The organism is Pseudomonas sp. AB39(2026) (assembly GCF_059831485.1).
Genome location: NZ_CP195212.1, coordinates 3,404,931 through 3,420,422, shown reverse-complemented (window position 1 = coordinate 3,420,422; position 15,492 = coordinate 3,404,931). Strand labels below are relative to the sequence as shown.

Sequence of the window (15,492 nt, the reverse complement as noted above, 5' to 3'; positions counted from 1 at the left end):
ACTGCTGTAAGCCAGTGATTGATATTTTTAACAACAAAGGTGTTGCATCATGTCGGTACCCCCGCGTGCCGTTCAGCTTAACGAAGCGAACGCATTCCTTAAGGATCATCCTGAGGTTCTGTACGTTGACCTTCTAATTGCAGATATGAATGGTGTAGTGCGTGGCAAGCGCATTGAGCGCACCAGCCTGCACAAAGTGTACGAAAAAGGCATCAACCTTCCAGCATCCCTGTTCGCTTTGGATATCAACGGCTCCACAGTAGAAAGCACAGGGCTAGGCCTGGATATCGGCGACGCCGACCGTATCTGCTATCCCATTCCCAACACACTCAGCAACGAGCCCTGGCAGAAGCGCCCTACCGCGCAGTTGCTGATGACCATGCATGAGTTGGAAGGCGAACCGTTCTTCGCAGACCCTCGCGAAGTACTGCGCCAAGTGGTGCAGAAGTTCGACGACATGGGCCTGACCATTTGCGCGGCCTTCGAGCTTGAGTTCTACCTCATTGATCAGGAAAACGTAAACGGGCGCCCTCAGCCACCGCGTTCTCCCATTTCCGGCAAGCGCCCGCAATCAACTCAGGTCTACCTGATCGACGACTTGGATGAATATGTGGATTGCCTGCAGGACATCCTCGAGGGCGCCAAGGAACAGCATATCCCTGCAGACGCCATCGTGAAGGAAAGTGCGCCGGCACAATTCGAAGTGAACCTTCACCATGTGGCCGACCCGCTCAAGGCGTGCGATTACGCGGTATTGCTCAAGCGGCTGATCAAGAACATTGCCTACGACCATGAAATGGACACCACCTTCATGGCCAAGCCCTATCCAGGCCAGGCAGGCAACGGCCTGCACGTTCACATTTCAATCCTGGACAGGGACGGCAAGAACATCTTCACCAGCGAGGATCCCGAGCAGAACGCCGCATTGCGTCACGCAATCGGCGGTGTGCTCGAGACCCTGCCGGCCTCCATGGCCTTTCTCTGCCCGAACGTGAACTCATACCGCCGTTTTGGCGCGCAGTTCTATGTGCCCAACTCCCCTACCTGGGGGCTGGACAACCGCACCGTGGCCCTGCGCGTCCCTACGGCGTCAGCCGACGCCGTACGCATTGAGCACCGTGTGGCAGGCGCCGACGCCAACCCGTATCTGCTGATGGCAGCGGTTCTAGCGGGTGTCCACCATGGCTTGACCAGCCAATGCGAACCGGGTGACCCGTTGGAAGGCAACGCTTACGAACAAACCGAACCCAGCTTGCCAAACAACCTGCGCGACGCACTACGTGCGCTGGACGACAGCGAGATCATGGCCCGGTACATCGACCCTAAATACATCGATATTTTCGTAGCGTGCAAGGAAAGCGAACTGGCGGAGTTCGAGCACTCCATTTCGGACCTGGAGTACAACTGGTACCTGCATACGGTGTGATGCCTTATGCAGGCTGGCCCTCCGCTCCCACGGCAGCTATGTCACGTGCTGTGGGACCGGTTGGAGCCGAAGGCGGAGGCCGGGAACCTACTGACGAAAGCCTGTTGTACGCAACAGGCCTGGCCGAATTTGCAGGCTATCAGACCCAGATTTGCCCGCAGGGTTAGAGTTTGGCGATCGACACTTCAGTGGACTTCACAAAGGCGATCACTTCGCTGCCCACGCCCAGTTCCAGTTCTTTTACAGAGCGCGTCGTGATAACAGACGTCACGATACCCGATGCCGTTTGGACATCGATTTCCGACAGCACCGGCCCTTCGATGATTTCTTTCACGGTGCCTTTAAACTGGTTGCGAACGTTGATGGCTTTAATGGTCATGGCAATTTCCTCGTAACATCAGTAGGCCCAACGCAATTGCGTAGGCAGGGGCGTTTCGGGTGCTTGCGGTGCTTCCTGGCCGGGCAGCAACAGCACACGGTCCAGGATGCGGGTTTCAATGTCGGCCAAGGCGTGCGAGCCCCGTTGGCGAGGCCGCGGCAGGTCTACTGCTACGTCCAGGCCAATGCGGCCCTCCTCGATCAGAATCACACGGTCCGCGACGGCCACAGCCTCAGACACGTCGTGGGTTACCAGCACAACCGTAAAGCGGTGTTGGGCCCACAGGCGTTCGAGCAGCTGTTGCATTTCAATACGGGTGAGCGCATCCAGGGCACCCAGGGGCTCATCGAGCAGCAGCAGCCGAGGTTCGTGGATCAGCGCGCGCGCCAAGGCAACGCGTTGCTTCTGCCCACCGGACAGCGCGGCTGGCCACTCTTTGGCGCGCTCTGCCAGGCCCACGGCATTCAAGGCTTCCAGTGCCTTGGGCCTCCAGTCGCCTTTCAAGCCCAGGCCCACGTTTTCGATGACGGTTTTCCACGGCAGCAGGCGCGGCTCCTGGAACATCAGCCGCGTGCTGTCACGCACAGCCTCCAGGCGGGTCTCTCCGCTGTCCAACCGGCCAGCGCTGGGCTTGTCCAGGCCTGCCAGCAAACGCAGCAAGGTACTTTTGCCACACCCGCTGCGCCCCACTACTGCTACGAACTGCCCCGCAGGAATATGCAGGTCGATGCCTTGCAACACTTGGCGTTCGCCGAAGGTCTTGGTGAGCTGGGCCACGTCAAGGCCAATGCCACGCAGGAAGTGGGGCGTCTCGTTCAGGATACTCATGCGCGGCCCTCCTTCGTTTGATAGGCCGGGTGCCAGCGCAGCCATACGCGCTCCAGGCCACGAGCAGCCAGGTCTGCCAGCTTGCCCAGCACCGCGTACAACACGATGGCCAGCACCACTACATCGGTTTGCAGAAACTCCCGTGCGTTCATGGCCAGGTAGCCAATCCCGGAACTGGCAGAGATGGTTTCGGCCACGATCAAGGTGAGCCACATGAAGCCCAGTGCAAACCGCACCCCTACCAGGATGGACGGCAGCGCACCGGGCAGGATCACCTGCCAGAACAATGCAAAGCCGGACAGCCCATAGCTGCGTGACATCTCCAGTAAAGCGGGGTCCACGTTGCGAATGCCGTGGTAGGTGTTCAGGTAGATGGGGAACAGCGTACCCAATGCGACCAGGAAGATTTTTGCCGACTCATCGATGCCGAACCACAGGATGACCAGGGGAATAAGCGCCAGGTGAGGGACGTTGCGAATCATCTGCACAGAGCTGTCCAGCAACCGTTCACCCCAGCGCGACAGCCCAGTGACAAAGCCCAGCGCAAGGCCTATGGCGCCGCCGATGGAAAAGCCCACTGCCGCACGCCAGCTGCTGATGGCCAGGTGCGTCCAGATTTCACCGGAACGTACCAGTTGCACACCTGCCTCCAGCACAGCGCTGGGCGCTGGCAGGATGCGCGTAGAAAGCCAGCCAGCGCTGACCGCCAGTTGCCAGGCGGCCAGTAGTAGAACCGGCAACGCCCACGGTGCCAGCCTGTCGGCGATCTTGTTTGAAATACTCATGCCAACCCCTCAGCTTTGTGCTGCTGCTTTGGGCAGAATGTCATTGGCCACCATTTCTCCAAACGGACTGATATAGCCTTTGCCACCCGGTGCCTGCGGCTGCTGTATGTCCAGATGGGGGAACAGCAGTTCGGCGACGCGGTAGGACTCTTCCAAGTGCGGGTAGCCGGAGAAGATGAACGTGTCGATACCCAGGTCGGCGTACTCCTTCACGCGGGCTGCGACCGTGGGGCCATCGCCTACAAGAGCAGTACCTGCGCCGCCCCGTACCAGGCCCACGCCTGCCCACAGGTTAGGGCTGACTTCAAGGTTGTCGCGGCTACCGCCGTGCAGGGCCGCCATGCGCTGCTGGCCTACCGAGTCGAAACGTGAGAACGCAGACTGCGCCCTGGCAATGGTCTCGTCGTCCAACTGCGCAATGAGCCGGTCGGCGGCGGTCCAGGCCTCTTCGTTGGTTTCACGCACGATCACATGCAGCCGAATACCGAAGCGCACCGTACGCCCCTGTGCGGCAGCCTTGGCACGTACCTGGGCGATTTTCTCTGCAACGGCGGCAGGCGGCTCGCCCCAAGTGAGGTACAGCTCCACCTGTTCGGCGGCCAGGTCCTGAGCAGCCTCCGAAGACCCTCCGAAATAGAGTGGGGGGCGCGGTTGCTGGATAGGCGGATACAGCAATTTCGCGCCCTTGACCTGCAAGTGCTTGCCTTCGTAGGTCACGGTTTCGCCTTCCAACACCTTGCGCCAGATGCGAGTGAACTCCACCGAGGCTTCATAACGCTCTTCGTGGCTGAGGAACAGGCCGTCGCCGGCCAACTCGTCCGGGTCGCCCCCGGTCACCAGGTTAAACAAGGCCCGGCCATTGGACAGGCGATCCAGGGTGGCTGCCTGGCGGGCGGCCACGGTGGGCGAAATGATTCCAGGGCGCAGGGCCACCAGGAATTTCAACCGCTGGGTAACCGGAATGAGTGACGCGGCCACCAACCAAGAGTCCTCACAGGAACGCCCGGTAGGGATCAGTACGCCACCAAAGCCCAGGCGGTCGGCAGCCTGTGCGATCTGCTGCAGGTAACCATGGTCGACGGCACGGGCGCCTTCGGAGGTGCCCAGGTAATGACCGTCACCGTGGGTAGGCAGAAACCAGAAAATATTCAGGCTCATGGGAGTTGTCTCCAGAGTAGGGGCCGGACACGCCGGCGCAAAGTCATTTGGCCGCAACGTTAGCCGGCGGTGTCCAGATCACGTCCTTGATGCTCAGCGGCTTTGGAATCAGCTTGAGCTGATAGAAGGCATCGGCGATTTTCTGTTGCGCGGCTACCACGTCAGGTGCCACGTAGGTTGCCCCGAAGCCTTGACGCTTCACTGTGGTCAACACAATGGGCTCAGGCAGGCCCAGTAATGGCGCAACTTGCTGGGTGACTTCTTCAGGGTTGGCCCGGGACCACTCGCCGGTCTTGCGCACTTCATCCACTAACGCAGCCACTACAGCCGGGTGGGCCTGCGCATAAGGGCGTGTGGCCAGGTAAAACTGGTTGTTGTCCACCAGGCCGCTACCGTCGCGCAGGGTGCGCGCCTTTAGCTGTTGCTCGGCCGCCGCCTGGTAGGGGTCCCAGATCACCCAGGCGTCTACACTGCCACGCTCGAATGCTGCGCGGGCGTCGGCAGGTGGCAGGAACACTGTCTGGATGTCGCTGTACTTCAAGCCAGCATCTTCCAGGGCACGTACCAACAGGTAATGAACATTGGAGCCTTTGTTCAGCACCACCTTCTTTCCTTTGAGGTCTTTCACGCTGGTAACAGGTGAGTCCTTGGGCACCAGGATGGCTTCACTGGTAGGTGCTGGTGGCTCATGGGCGACATACAGCAGGTCGGCACCAGCAGCCTGGGCAAACACCGGCGGCGTTTCACCGGTTACCCCGAAATCGATAGAGCCCACGTTCAAGCCCTCAAGCAATTGGGGGCCGCCGGGAAACTCGGTCCACTGTACGGTAACGCCCTGCTCGGCCAGGCGCTTTTCCAGCGTGCCCTTGGCCTTGAGCAGCACCAGCGTGCCGTACTTCTGGTAACCGATACGCAAGGTATCGGCCTGGGCCTGGCTGAATACGCCAACGGCTAGGGTGGCTACAAATACTGCAGCCAGCCGGCGACGCAAGGTCAGTGGGCGCATGGCGCTCTCCTTGAAAACTCAATAAGGGGGTGGTGACCGGCTGCGCCTTCGCGGGCTGCCACTTGAAGGGCGCTCAAGCCCTGCGGCGTATGCGGATCAAGGCCGCCGTGTGAACATGAAGCGAGAGTACAGGGATCTTTTTATATCCATAAATCATATTTTTTTATTTGCTTATACTTAAAAAGAATTACCGCACGTCTAATGGGTCACCATTCGCGCCATCTGGAAACTTTCTGTCACATTTTGCGAGGATCATGGGGCAGGTCCCCCATGGCCCGGAGCCTCCCCGATGACCACTCATACCTTCAACACAGGTGCTGCCAGAAAGGGCCCTGTGCTTGACCGTCGTGCATCTCCCCTGATCAAAACGGTGTTCTATGCAGTGCTGGCAATCGGGCTGAGCTACATGTTTTTCAGCCTCAGAAGTGACCTGGATGAGAGCAACGCAGCCACTACCACGTGGGCACCTTACATATTGCTAGGCGTGGCACTGGTGATTGCCCTGGGTTTCGAGTTCGTGAACGGTTTCCATGACACGGCCAATGCCGTGGCGACCGTGATCTATACCCACTCGTTGCCTGCGCATGTGGCAGTGATGTGGTCCGGCGCCTTCAATTTCCTGGGTGTGCTGACCTCCAGTGGCGCGGTTGCGTTTGGCATTATCGCGCTACTGCCGGTGGAGTTGATCCTCCAGGTCGGCTCTTCAGCGGGCTTTGCCATGATCTTTGCGCTATTGATCGCGGCGATCATATGGAACCTGGCAACCTGGTCATTAGGCCTGCCCGCCTCCTCGTCCCATACCTTGATCGGCTCGATCATTGGCGTAGGGGTGGCCAATGCGTGGATGAGCGGCCGGGACAGTACCTCCGGCGTGGATTGGGGGCAGGCGGCCAAGGTGGGTTATGCACTGCTGCTGTCACCCTTGATCGGCTTTGTATGTGCGGCCTTGGTACTGCTGACGCTGCGCCGCCTTGTCAAAACCCGTGAGCTGTTCCAGGCACCGGAAGGTAATACCCCGCCTCCCTTCTGGATTCGCGGGCTGCTGATCCTGACCTGCACTGGCGTGTCCTTTGCCCATGGTTCCAATGATGGGCAGAAAGGCATGGGCCTGATCATGCTGATTCTGATCGGCACGCTGCCCATGGCCTATGCACTGAACCGCGCCATTCCCGAGCAGCAGACTCAACAGTTCGTTGCCCTGGCCCAGGTTACCCAGCAGGCGCTGATAAAAGCCGAGCCCAAGGCACCGACCGAAGACCCACGCAAACACCTGGAGCGTTTCCTGATCGACCATAAGCCTATTCCAGCGTTGGTGCCTGCCCTGGCGGCTTTGGTAGGGGATATTGGCGAGCAGGTTAAAACCTATGGCTCGCTGGACCGTGTGCCCCCACGTGCCAGCTCCAACGTGCGTAACGACATGTACCTGGCGTCCGAAGCCATCCGGGTGATGGAAAAGGACAAGGTGGTAACCTTCGATGCCGATACCCGGGACAAGCTCAAGGCGTTTTCCGACTACATCAGCGAGGCCACGCGCTTCATTCCACCTTGGGTGAAGGTAGCGGTCGCCTTGGCATTAGGCCTGGGCACTCTGGTCGGCTGGAAGCGCATCGTCGTCACCGTAGGCGAGCGTATTGGCAAGGCCCACCTGACCTATGCCCAGGGTGCCAGTGCTGAAACCGTAGCCATGCTCACTATCGCCGCCGCAGACATGTACGGCCTGCCGGTATCGACTACCCATGTGCTGTCTTCGGGGGTCGCAGGCAGCATGGCGGCAAACGGCTCAGGCCTGCAAATGCGTACCGTACGTAACCTGATGCTTGCCTGGGTGCTTACGCTACCGGCAGCCATTGCACTATCGGCAGGGCTGTATTGGTTGTTCATGCAGTTTGTTTGAGGGTATGCGTGCGGCCACGCCCTCTAACTCATACCCGACCGGTAATGGATCGGCCGCATGCCTGGATGATCGGCAGCGCGAGCGCGACCTTGCGCCTGAAAAAAGCTTGCTGGTAAGCCGTTCGTTATCACTGCCCTCAAGTGAGGCGACGGGGGAAGGTCCGCTCCAGCGCGTCGAACATTGAACGCATAAAGCGGTCCGCAACTCGTGCCTGGTCCTTGTCTTCAGTAGTCATCGCGTCTTTAGGGAAGCGCGTGCTGAGGGCATCACTAAGGTGTTCAAAAGCGTGCAATACGTTTTTATCAACAGATGGGTACTCGCTGCGCATACCTTTCGCAAGGCTTGAGAAGCTTTGCTGCGCAGCTTGGAAAAATGCCTTTGGGTACAAATCAGGGCTCTGAGGCAGGTAACCAGTGTTACATAGGTAGTTAAGGGTGGTAGAAAACTCGCGCAGGACCGCCACATGGTCTGCTAATTCGCAATAGCGCGCTGCATCACTGAAAGGAAAGGACTCCACTTCCAATGGCTGGGCATCGCTCATGCGCAGCTGCTGCGCATAGGTGTGCGTTTGGCGAAAGACCGCTGCTGGAGTGCCCGCTACTATCACGCGGTCAACAGCACGCCCTAGGACCTTCTCCTCATCAAGGATGCGGCCAACATAGATCGCGTTCTCGCCGCTATTGGTTGATCGTGGGTCCACAAGGATGCGTGCGGAATCGATGCCACCCGCCTCGAGAATCTGCCGAAAGCGATCGCCCTCAGTACGGTTGATTGAAATCGGGTACCGACCCGTGGTGCCATGGCCGCCAAACCCGCTGCAAATCAACCGGGTATGTTGGCTATCGCGCATCACTTCTGCCACATGCTTCACATAGCCTTCATCGTTGTTGCCGTTGAGCACTAGGTAACTGCCAGGCTTGTCGATGCGCTTGAGCCACTGCGAAGCGGTTTCGGTCTGGGCAGGCAATGACTGGGATGCGCCACCAGGGGTCAATGACAAGCGAGTCGGCATTGTTAACGCACTCATCCCCCCTTCAGCAGCGCGTGCAAAGCAGCCTTGCAGGCGACGCACATGCTCCAGGTGTGAATCACTGGCAGGCTTGAGGCTGTACCGATTAGCCTCCAGCATGATGCGCCGTAACGTCGCTGCCTCGGCAGGGTCCACAACGGCGTCGACCCGCTGGCGTTTAAGAGGCGCGGCGTCATACCCGGGCTGCCGCTGCGACAACCCGTCAGAGGCGGCGTCCAGGCTGCGGCGCCGAACAAGGGGCGACGGCGGAGACATCTCCACTTGCGACTGTAGGAGCCCGTGCAGACGCTGCTCGACCAAAGACGTTGCGGCCACGCGCGGCCGAGTAGGTTCGGCTGGCTCAGCAGATGCAGCGCGCTGCCGCTCAAGGTTAGGGCTTTGGGTGGCGATAAGCGGTTGAGAGGTAACCGTCGGCCTTGTTTCGGAGGGCACTGTGTCGGGCGGTGGCGTAAAGGCTAAATGCGGAGAAGCACCGACAGGTCTCATGTCAGCGTCCTATTGGGAGTAAGGCTTTCTGAGTGGTGAATCACACTGTGCAGGTTCCGCTATGCCTCAGTGACCGAACGTGCCGCGGGCACAAAAAAGGGGGCCATGCGAGTAGCCCCCAAGCCCTGCTAGGCAGACCTGTCAGCGGTTAGGCTGTGGCGTCAAACGAAGGTAGGGTTTGACGGCGCGGTAGCCTTTGGGGAACCGCTGAGCGATTTCGGCTTCATCCTTGAGCGACGGCACAATCACTACTTCGTCGCCGTCCTGCCAGTTGGCAGGTGTGGCCACCTTGTGGCTGTCGGTAAGCTGTAGCGAATCGATCACGCGAAGGATTTCATTGAAGTTACGGCCTGTGCTGGCCGGGTACGTAATGGTCAGGCGCACCTTCTTGTTCGGATCGATCACAAACAGCGAGCGCACGGTGAGCGTGTCATTGGCGTTGGGGTGGATCAGGTCGTACAGGTCCGACACCTTGCGGTCTTCGTCGGCCAGGATTGGGAAATTGACCTGGGTATTCTGGGTTTCATTGATGTCCTTGATCCACTCCACGTGAGAATCCGCCGCGTCTACCGACAACGCAATGGCCTTCACGTCACGCTTATCGAACTCATCCTTGAGCTTGGCGGTAAAGCCCAGCTCCGTTGTGCATACAGGGGTGAAGTCTGCCGGGTGCGAGAACAGTACGCCCCAGCTGTTGCCCAGCCATTCGTGAAAGCGAATGCGGCCAATGCTGGAATCCTGTTCAAAATCAGGGGCGATGTCGCCAAGCTTGAGGCCCATGTGGTCAGCTCCGGTTAGGGTCCAGTTCAGGCCATGGTGCATGGCTGCCGCTGAACGTAAAAAGAATAAATAGTGCTTTCGCTATAACTTCTTACACGAAAAGCAGACACTGCGCAGTAACGTGCAGGCTAGCCCATGAACACTTGCGGGCTTACGCCGAATCGAGCGGCGGCTGCCTTTATCTGGCGTACGCTGAATTTACGCTTGCCCGCCAGTAGCTGTGAGACAGTTGACTGACTCCCTAATTCAGGGAGCTCTCGCTGGCTGACCTTGTACTCTTCCATAAGTGACCGAAGCACGTCACCCGCCGAAGCATTACGGATCGGAAAGTGCTTCTGATCGTAGTCGCTGATCAGGTTTGCCAACGCCATGACTAACCCATCCAAGGGATGGTTTTGGTCGTAGCCGGTAATGTTCTGAAGCTCGTCCAAGGCGCTGACCAGTACCTCGTATTGCTCATGGCTTTGCGGCGGGCTAAGCAACGGAGCTACGTACACCCAATGATCAGCTGCATTTTGTACCAGTGCATTCATCGCTCACCCTTCCACTTGTCTTTGTCGTATTCCGCATGGCTAAGCACGTGCTTGATGAAGACTTGCTGGGTACTGTAAGACACGCCGACAATAAGCCTGATCTTGTTCCCGCCAATATCAAACACATGCAGGGGGCCTACTAGATCAACTGCAAGGAACAGAGATTTCATCTGAGAAAAATTTGCAGGGCTCTCCTTAACCATCCGTTTGTACCAAACCTCCAACGCTGTCGCAGTATGAGGCCATTGCAGCGATGCCTCTCTGATTCGCCGGTGTGTCACTACCCTCATCTAAATCCCGCGATTCGTTTTTGTAATAAAAGCAGTTTAGGCAGGGCTTTGAGCGATTGCAAATTCGAATATTGCTTACGCCATAAGCTAATAACCACTGGGTATTTATCACAGAATTTTTATAACTATAATCTAGGTGCCATACGCTCCTTTCTCAAGGTACTTCCCATGGCACACACCTTTGCCCTTCGCACGATCTTCGCCGCTATCGCGCTCGCCGCTGCAACACTGTCTGCTAACGCTGCAGACCTTACGGTGGGCTACCAGACCGGTATCGACCCTAGCAAAGTGCCCCAGGCCGACGGTGCCTACGAAAAAGCCATTGGCGAAAAGATCGACTGGCGCCGTTTCAACAGTGGCCCTGAAGTGGTGACGGCATTGGCGTCGGGCGGCGTGCAAATCGGCAACCTGGGCTCAAGCCCTCTGGCAGCTGCGGCCTCGCGCAAGGTGCCAATCGTGGCGTTTATTGTGTCGGCGCAGATCAACTCCTCTGAGCAACTGGTGGTGCGCAATGGCAGTGGCATCACCAAACCTGAGGATCTGGTTGGCAAAACCATTGCCACGCCATTTGTTTCTACCTCCCATTACAGCCTGCTGGGGGCGCTCAAGCATTGGGGCCTGGATACCACCAAGGTCAAGGTCGTGAACCTGCAACCCCTGGAAATTGCCGCAGCCTGGAAGCGTGGTGACATCGACGGTGCGTTCGTGTGGTCCCCGGCACTGGGTGAAATCCGCAAGACGGGCACCGTGCTTACCGATGCAGCGCAAGTCGGCCAGTGGGGCGCACCGACCTTTGAAGTATGGGTGGCGCGCAAGGACTACGCCGAGAAACACCCAGACGTGATCGCCAAGTTCGCCAAGGTCACCCTGGAGGCCTACGCCGACTATGACGCCCATAAAGGCGAATGGACGGCTGACTCTGCGCCCGTACAGAAAATCGCCAAACTGACAGGCTCCAATGCAGCCGACGTACCCGAACTGCTAGCCGGTTCAGCGTTCCCGGATGCTCAGGCCCAGGCCTCGGCGCAACTGCTCGAAGGCGGCACTGCCAAAGCCATCAGTGAAACCGCCCAGTTCCTCAAAGAACAAGGGAAGGTCGAAACGGTGCTACCGGACTACAGCCCCTACGTCAGCGCCAGCTATATCAAGTAACCCGCTACGCACGGCAGGAGACTCACTATGGCGTACCTGGAACTCGACCATGTAAGCGCGCACTACCCCGGTGCTGCGGTGCCGGTGTTGCAGGACATTTCCCTGCGGCTGGGGCCCAACCAGTTAACGGTAGCCCTAGGGCCCTCAGGTAGCGGTAAAACCTCGCTGCTTAACCTGATTGCGGGGTTCGTATCCCCCAGTGCAGGAAGGATCAGCCTGGATAGCCAGCCTGTACAAGGGCCGGGTGCCGACCGTGGCGTGGTCTTTCAGGATGACGTGCTGCTGCCGTGGCAGAACGTGCAGCAGAACATTGCATTTGGCCTGGAACTGGCGGGCATCAGCCGCCCAGCGCGCGAGGCCCGCGCTCAGGAATTACTAAGGTTGGTGGGCCTGGCCGAGTTCGGCGAGCGGCGCGTATGGGAACTGTCTGGCGGGCAAAAGCAGCGTGTTGGGCTCGCGCGGGCCTTGGCAGCCGACCCACGGGTATTGCTGATGGATGAGCCCTTCGGCGCCTTGGATGCCTTTACGCGTGAACAGATGCAGGCCTTACTGTTAAACGTGTGGAAGCGCACGGCCAAACCGGTGTTCCTGATTACCCATGATATAGAAGAAGCTGTTTTTCTGGCCACTGAGCTGCTACTGCTGGCGCCCAACCCTGGGCGTATTGTGGAGCGGCTGTCGCTTGAGTTCGGCCGCCGCTTTGCTGAAGGTGAGTCCGCGCGAGCGATCAAGTCCGACCCTGTGTTTATTGAAACCCGTGAATACGTACTGTCACGGGTGTTTTCCCAGCAGAACACGCTTGAGGAAGCCCTATGAGCAGCACACCGCTTGCCTTGCAATCGGCCACCGCTCGTATCCCTGAGCAAACAGGTTGGCAGATCAGCACCCGTACCATCAGCCTGCTGACCGCGGCCAGCCTGCTACTGGCCTGGTGGGCTGTCACGTACTTCGGCCTGATTGACCCCCTCTTTCTGCCCGCACCGGCGGCCGTGGTTGAGAAAGGTTGGTTGCTCGCCACTACTGGCTACATGGACTCAACCCTGTGGGAGCACTTGGGCAGCAGCCTGCAGCGCATCGGTATTGCACTGGCGCTGGCTATCGTCACCGCCATTCCAGTAGGTATTGCCATTGGGCGCAATCGCATCGCACGTGGCATCTTCGATCCGCTAATTGAATTCTACCGGCCCATTCCACCGCTGGCTTACCTGCCCTTGATCGTGATCTGGTGCGGTATTGGGGAATTTTCCAAAGTATTGCTGATTTACCTGGCCATCTTTGCCCCCATTGCCATTGCTACGGCGACCGGCGTTCGTACGGTAGACCCGGCACGCCTGCGGGCGGCACAGAGCCTTGGCGCCACCCGCTCACAACTGATCAGGCATGTGATCCTGCCCGGTGCCCTGCCAGACATTCTCACCGGTGTACGCATCGGCTTGGGTGTGGGCTGGTCCACGCTGGTAGCCGCCGAGCTGATCGCCGCCACACGGGGGTTAGGCTTTATGGTGCAGTCCGCTGCGCAATTCCTGGTTACTGATGTGGTGGTGCTGGGCATTCTGATTATTGCTGTCGTGGCCTTTGCCCTTGAGCTGGGCCTGCGTGCATTGCAACGCAAGCTGGTGCCCTGGCACGGCCAAGGGCACTGACCGACCTTTCGTATTGGACCACCGAGCGAACCCCCTATGACACTGTCCATTACCCCGCTGAACCCCACCATTGGCGCGCGGGTTGAAGGTCTCGACCTGGCCGCTCCCCTTGATGAACAGCAGCAGACAGCGCTGGAGCAGGCGCTGCTTGAGCACCAGGTGCTGTTCTTCCGCAACCAGCCGCTGACCCCACGGCAGCAGGCGCGCCTGGCCATGGCCTTTGGCGAGTTGCACATTCACCCTATCTACCCAAACGTGCCCGAACAGCCAGAGGTGCTGATACTGGACACCGCTGTCACAGACGTGCGCGACAATGCCATCTGGCATACAGACGTGACCTTTCTGCCCACGCCCGCCATGGGTGCGGTACTAGCGGCCAAACAGGTGCCGGCCTATGGAGGTGATACCTTGTGGGCCAGTGGGATCGCCGCCTGGGAGGGCTTGTCTGCACCGTTGCAGCGGCTGCTTGACGGGCTGACAGCCACTCACGATTTCAGCAAGTCCTTCCCACTGGAGCGCTTTGGCCATACGCCCGAAGGCCTTGCGCGCTGGGACGAAACCCGGCGACGCCACCCGCCTGTGAGCCACCCGGTAGTGCGTACCCATCCAGTCAGCGGGCGTAAGGCTTTGTTCGTCAGCGACGGGTTCACCACACGCATCAATGAAGTGTCTGAACACGAAAGTGCGGCACTACTGCCCATGCTGTTTGCTCACGCCACCCGGCCAGAGTTCACGGTACGCTGGCAGTGGCAGGCCGATGATGTGGCGTTCTGGGACAACCGCGTAACCCAACACTACGCCGTAGATGATTACCGCCCGGCACGCCGGGTAATGCACCGGGCGACCATACTGGGCGATATCCCACGTTGATGCCTATGCACTGATTAGTCCAAAATGAGGCCGCCCTAAAATGGAGTTTACGGATGTTGCCTCGTTACCTGCTGCCTATTGTGTTCCTGCTCTGCCCTCTGCTTGCCCACGCGCAGGCTGTGCAAACCGCACGCATCAATACGGCCTATGGCCTGGATGTTTTCGCTAACCAATCCATAACGGCCCCTGGGCCAGCCGTGGAGCAGGCCGTGATCATCCTGCATGGCGTGCGCCGCAATGCCGAGGATTACTTCCATATTGGTCAGCAACTGTTGGCGGCTGAGCACTGGTCGGACGACCATACGCTATTGTTGGCGCCTGGTTTCTTCACGGCCCGTGACACGCCACCCGGCACAGACCTCCCCCTCTGGGACAGCCGCTGGATGCAAGGCCGGCCTTCGGTGCAAGGCAAGGTAGGCATCACGCCTGTTCAAGCACTTGACGACCTGCTGGCCTGGGTAGGCGACGGCACGCACTACCCTAAACTCAAACAGGTCACCCTGATTGGGCATTCTGCTGGCGCGCAGTTGCTTCAACGCTACACCGTATTTGGAAGTGCCGAACAGCGCCTGGCAGCCAAGGGCATTAAGGTTCGCTATGTCATTTCCAGCCCGTCCAGCTACCTGTATTTCGACGATCGGCGCCCTGAGGGAAGCGCATTCGGCCAAGACGCCGTGGCACAGTGCCCGGAAGTGAACTACTACCGCTATGGGCTGGAAGCCGTACCGGCCGCCCTGTCGCCTCAGCAACCTATGCCACATGAGTTGTTCAAACGCTATGCCGCACGCCATATCACCTACCTGGTTGGCGCAGAGGACAATGACCCTAAACACCCGTTACTGGACAAATCCTGTGCTGCCGAAGCCCAAGGTGAAAGCCGGCTGGCGCGTCAACGCTATTACCTGGCCTATGAGCAGCTGCTGGGGAAGGAATGGCATAGCTCTCTAAAGCGAGAGAACGCCGAGGTACCTGGTGTGGGGCACAGTGCCAATGAACTGTATGCCTCACCGGTGGCGGTGAAGTTGCTTAAGTTCGATGAGTGACGGTTTGGTCATTGTTGAGCCAATGAAAATGAATTCGTAAGAGGTAATCTTATTGGTGCCGCATCTCTTACCACCTTGGCCTTCCTACCAGCATGCAGTGATTCATAAGCACTTCCCTCACGCTTTACGTTCCAAGTATTGAGCCTGTTTCACCCAAGCCCACTCCCCAGGTGGGCTACGGTTTCCCCG

At 58.8% G+C, this 15,492-nt stretch carries 16 protein-coding genes; 7 read left to right on the top strand and 9 right to left on the bottom strand.

The window, feature by feature from the left end; all coding sequences use genetic code 11:
- Positions 1-49 precede the first annotated feature (49 nt).
- Entirely contained in the window at positions 50-1,426 is a 1,377-nt protein-coding gene (locus ACSAMW_RS15815) for a glutamine synthetase family protein (RefSeq protein ID WP_500591091.1), read from the top strand.
- A 163-nt stretch (positions 1,427-1,589) separates the two neighbouring features.
- Here ACSAMW_RS15815 and ACSAMW_RS15810 read toward each other — a convergent pair whose 3' ends face one another.
- From ACSAMW_RS15810 to ACSAMW_RS15790, 5 genes are read right to left on the bottom strand one after another with little or no spacing between them, the layout of a single operon-like run.
- Entirely contained in the window at positions 1,590-1,805 is a 216-nt protein-coding gene (locus tag ACSAMW_RS15810) for a TOBE domain-containing protein (protein ID WP_168085268.1), read from the bottom strand.
- An 18-nt stretch (positions 1,806-1,823) separates the two neighbouring features.
- Positions 1,824-2,633, bottom strand: a complete 810-nt coding sequence (ssuB, locus tag ACSAMW_RS15805) for an aliphatic sulfonates ABC transporter ATP-binding protein (RefSeq protein WP_500591090.1) — start codon at positions 2,631-2,633, stop codon at positions 1,824-1,826.
- A complete protein-coding gene (gene ssuC, locus ACSAMW_RS15800; protein WP_500591089.1) occupies positions 2,630-3,418 on the bottom strand; it encodes an aliphatic sulfonate ABC transporter permease SsuC in 789 nt (262 codons plus the stop codon). Before ssuC ends, ssuB begins: the two co-directional genes overlap by 4 nt.
- 9 nt (positions 3,419-3,427) lie before the next feature.
- Positions 3,428-4,576, bottom strand: a complete 1,149-nt coding sequence (gene ssuD / locus ACSAMW_RS15795) for an FMNH2-dependent alkanesulfonate monooxygenase (protein WP_500591088.1) — start codon at positions 4,574-4,576, stop codon at positions 3,428-3,430.
- Positions 4,577-4,619: 43 nt separating this feature from the next.
- The gene (locus ACSAMW_RS15790) at positions 4,620-5,582 is read right to left on the bottom strand and encodes a sulfonate ABC transporter substrate-binding protein (RefSeq protein ID WP_500591087.1); all 963 of its coding nucleotides are present in this window, start codon (positions 5,580-5,582) and stop codon (positions 4,620-4,622) included.
- A gap of 289 nt (positions 5,583-5,871) precedes the next feature.
- Here ACSAMW_RS15790 and ACSAMW_RS15785 point away from each other — a divergent pair, with 289 nt between their 5' ends.
- Positions 5,872-7,476, top strand: coding sequence for an inorganic phosphate transporter (locus tag ACSAMW_RS15785; RefSeq protein WP_500591086.1), 1,605 nt, complete (start codon positions 5,872-5,874; stop codon positions 7,474-7,476).
- A gap of 136 nt (positions 7,477-7,612) precedes the next feature.
- On the opposite strand, the gene ACSAMW_RS15780 is transcribed toward ACSAMW_RS15785, so the two are convergent.
- The 4 genes from ACSAMW_RS15780 to ACSAMW_RS15765 form a co-directional block, all read right to left on the bottom strand.
- Positions 7,613-8,548 (bottom strand): YdcF family protein, encoded by a 936-nt coding sequence (locus ACSAMW_RS15780; protein ID WP_500591085.1) that lies wholly within the window; start codon positions 8,546-8,548, stop codon positions 7,613-7,615.
- A gap of 585 nt (positions 8,549-9,133) precedes the next feature.
- Positions 9,134-9,772 (bottom strand): peroxiredoxin, encoded by a 639-nt coding sequence (locus ACSAMW_RS15775; RefSeq protein WP_500591083.1) that lies wholly within the window; start codon positions 9,770-9,772, stop codon positions 9,134-9,136.
- Between the two features lie 128 nt (positions 9,773-9,900).
- Positions 9,901-10,305 carry a helix-turn-helix domain-containing protein gene (locus tag ACSAMW_RS15770; protein ID WP_500591082.1) on the bottom strand — a complete coding sequence of 135 codons (405 nt, stop codon included), beginning with the start codon at positions 10,303-10,305 and terminating at the stop codon, positions 9,901-9,903.
- Positions 10,302-10,595: a type II toxin-antitoxin system HigB family toxin gene (locus ACSAMW_RS15765; protein WP_500591081.1), complete on the bottom strand. Its 294-nt coding sequence runs from the start codon at positions 10,593-10,595 to the stop codon at positions 10,302-10,304. The genes ACSAMW_RS15770 and ACSAMW_RS15765 overlap by 4 nt, the downstream gene beginning before the upstream one ends.
- Before the next feature lie 168 nt (positions 10,596-10,763).
- Between ACSAMW_RS15765 and tauA the strand changes: the two genes are divergently transcribed.
- From tauA to ACSAMW_RS15740, 5 genes are read left to right on the top strand one after another with little or no spacing between them, the layout of a single operon-like run.
- On the top strand, positions 10,764-11,747 hold the full coding sequence (gene tauA / locus ACSAMW_RS15760; protein ID WP_500591080.1) for a taurine ABC transporter substrate-binding protein: 984 nt from the start codon (positions 10,764-10,766) through the stop codon (positions 11,745-11,747).
- A 27-nt stretch (positions 11,748-11,774) separates the two neighbouring features.
- Positions 11,775-12,563 carry a taurine ABC transporter ATP-binding subunit gene (gene tauB, locus ACSAMW_RS15755; RefSeq protein ID WP_500591079.1) on the top strand — a complete coding sequence of 263 codons (789 nt, stop codon included), beginning with the start codon at positions 11,775-11,777 and terminating at the stop codon, positions 12,561-12,563.
- A complete protein-coding gene (tauC, locus tag ACSAMW_RS15750; RefSeq protein ID WP_500591078.1) occupies positions 12,560-13,390 on the top strand; it encodes a taurine ABC transporter permease TauC in 831 nt (276 codons plus the stop codon). The genes tauB and tauC overlap by 4 nt, the downstream gene beginning before the upstream one ends.
- A gap of 36 nt (positions 13,391-13,426) precedes the next feature.
- A complete protein-coding gene (gene tauD, locus ACSAMW_RS15745; protein ID WP_500591077.1) occupies positions 13,427-14,260 on the top strand; it encodes a taurine dioxygenase in 834 nt (277 codons plus the stop codon).
- Positions 14,261-14,313: 53 nt separating this feature from the next.
- Positions 14,314-15,303: an alpha/beta fold hydrolase gene (locus tag ACSAMW_RS15740; protein WP_500591076.1), complete on the top strand. Its 990-nt coding sequence runs from the start codon at positions 14,314-14,316 to the stop codon at positions 15,301-15,303.
- Positions 15,304-15,492: the final 189 nt, after the last annotated feature.

What these genes read in the sequence shown, in the direction of transcription:
- ACSAMW_RS15740 (WP_500591076.1), top strand. Translation starts at nt 14,314, where the DNA reads ATGTTGCCTCGTTACCTGCTGCCTATTGTGTTCCTGCTCTGCCCTCTG.
- ACSAMW_RS15770 (WP_500591082.1), bottom strand. Translation starts at nt 10,305, where the DNA reads ATGAATGCACTGGTACAAAATGCAGCTGATCATTGGGTGTACGTAGCT.
- ssuD (WP_500591088.1), bottom strand. Translation starts at nt 4,576, where the DNA reads ATGAGCCTGAATATTTTCTGGTTTCTGCCTACCCACGGTGACGGTCAT.
- ACSAMW_RS15790 (WP_500591087.1), bottom strand. Translation starts at nt 5,582, where the DNA reads ATGCGCCCACTGACCTTGCGTCGCCGGCTGGCTGCAGTATTTGTAGCC.
- tauD (WP_500591077.1), top strand. Translation starts at nt 13,427, where the DNA reads ATGACACTGTCCATTACCCCGCTGAACCCCACCATTGGCGCGCGGGTT.
- ssuC (WP_500591089.1), bottom strand. Translation starts at nt 3,418, where the DNA reads ATGAGTATTTCAAACAAGATCGCCGACAGGCTGGCACCGTGGGCGTTG.
- tauC (WP_500591078.1), top strand. Translation starts at nt 12,560, where the DNA reads ATGAGCAGCACACCGCTTGCCTTGCAATCGGCCACCGCTCGTATCCCT.
- ACSAMW_RS15810 (WP_168085268.1), bottom strand. Translation starts at nt 1,805, where the DNA reads ATGACCATTAAAGCCATCAACGTTCGCAACCAGTTTAAAGGCACCGTG.
- tauB (WP_500591079.1), top strand. Translation starts at nt 11,775, where the DNA reads ATGGCGTACCTGGAACTCGACCATGTAAGCGCGCACTACCCCGGTGCT.
- ACSAMW_RS15815 (WP_500591091.1), top strand. Translation starts at nt 50, where the DNA reads ATGTCGGTACCCCCGCGTGCCGTTCAGCTTAACGAAGCGAACGCATTC.
- ACSAMW_RS15785 (WP_500591086.1), top strand. Translation starts at nt 5,872, where the DNA reads ATGACCACTCATACCTTCAACACAGGTGCTGCCAGAAAGGGCCCTGTG.
- ACSAMW_RS15765 (WP_500591081.1), bottom strand. Translation starts at nt 10,595, where the DNA reads ATGAGGGTAGTGACACACCGGCGAATCAGAGAGGCATCGCTGCAATGG.
- ssuB (WP_500591090.1), bottom strand. Translation starts at nt 2,633, where the DNA reads ATGAGTATCCTGAACGAGACGCCCCACTTCCTGCGTGGCATTGGCCTT.
- ACSAMW_RS15775 (WP_500591083.1), bottom strand. Translation starts at nt 9,772, where the DNA reads ATGGGCCTCAAGCTTGGCGACATCGCCCCTGATTTTGAACAGGATTCC.
- tauA (WP_500591080.1), top strand. Translation starts at nt 10,764, where the DNA reads ATGGCACACACCTTTGCCCTTCGCACGATCTTCGCCGCTATCGCGCTC.